This window comes from Protofrankia sp. Cr1 (assembly GCF_963555865.1).
In the GTDB taxonomy this organism is placed as follows: domain Bacteria; phylum Actinomycetota; class Actinomycetes; order Frankiales; family Frankiaceae; genus Protofrankia.
In genome coordinates this window covers 12,817-14,115 of record NZ_CAUVXO010000117.1, presented here as the reverse complement: position 1 = coordinate 14,115, position 1,299 = coordinate 12,817, and the positions used below count along the sequence as shown (strand labels likewise).

Below are 1,299 nucleotides of genomic sequence, written 5' to 3'. Positions count from 1 at the left end.
GGATCAAGGAGCGAGGCTGGGGTGCGTAGATCGCGAGGCGGAGGAGGGTGGCACCCTGGTCCCTGGTCGTGGGTGTCGACCGACGGAGCCGGGGTACCCGTGCATCGCGCAGCGATGGATGGGGAGCGATGTGGCGAGATGCGTGCCCCGGCCCCGCGACGTCGCGTCCCTATTGCACGTTGCTATAAGTCGAGCTCTACCTCATGTTCGTGTTAGGCTGACAACGTTCATCGTGGGCGGTTTGGCAGCTCGCGAAATCACGCACATGCCGCTCGCCAACGGCGTGATGATTTTCCCGGGATTTTTACGTGGCCGGCGGCCTTGAGGCCATCAGGAGGAAAGACCATGGCAGAACGGTCGGTATCGACGCAGGACGTGGCGGTACCCCGCGCGGGGACCTATCGCATCGACCCTGAACGCTCCACCGTGCGGTTCACCACCCGCGGTATGTTCGGGCTTGCCAAAGCAGTCGGCACCGTCGCCATTCGTGAAGGCGTGGTGGTCGTCACCGATCCGATCGAGAAGTCCGGCGTTCGCGCCGTGCTCGACGCGAACAGCGTCAACACCGCCAACCGCAAGCGGGATGACCACCTCAGGACAAAGGATTTTCTGGACGTCGCAACTCACCCGGACATCACGTTCGTGGCCGACGGGATCCGGGAGGCATCCGGCGCCTGGGTCGTGCCCGGCACCCTCACCGTCCATGGCGTCTCCCGGCCGGTGGAACTGACCATCACCGCGGCGGCACCGGCCGCCAGTGAGGTGCGGTTCCATGCGGTCACCCGGATCGATCGAAACGAGTTCGGCGTCAGTAAGATGAAGGGAATGGTCGCCCGTCACCAGGCGATCGACCTGGATCTCATCGCGGTGCCCTCCGCTGGGTGATCCGGAAAGCAGCCGGCTCGCAACACGCTGGCTGGTGTCACGTAACACCACGGTACGGTCATCCATAGGCTGGAACCATGCTTGATGTGGCGCGTTCAGATCGTCGAGAGCGCATACTGCGTCGCGACGCACAGCGTAACCGTGATTTGATCATACTGGCTGCGCGTGACGTCTTTGCCGAACATGGCGTCGACGCATCGTTGGAAGCTGTCGCCCGGCGCGCCGGTGTGGCGATCGGTACCGTCTACCGGCACTTCCCCACGCGTATCGACCTGATCGAGTCAATCTTCCTCGACAAGTTGCGGTCCTGGGTTGAGGCCGGCGAGCAGGCATTGGCCATGCCTGACGCCTGGGACGGCTTCGCCTTCTACCTGGAGCGGTTGTGCAGCCTCCAGGCCCACGATCGCGGCTTTA

At 63.8% G+C, this 1,299-nt stretch carries 2 protein-coding genes; both read left to right on the top strand.

From position 1 onward, the window contains the following. Positions 1-345: 345 nt before the first annotated feature. Positions 346-885 (top strand): YceI family protein, encoded by a 540-nt coding sequence (locus U9980_RS11980; protein WP_322749751.1) that lies wholly within the window; start codon positions 346-348, stop codon positions 883-885. 86 nt (positions 886-971) lie between these two features. Then, positions 972-1,299: helix-turn-helix domain-containing protein (locus U9980_RS11975; RefSeq protein ID WP_322767971.1), on the top strand; the 328-nt coding region annotated here is incomplete at its 3' end.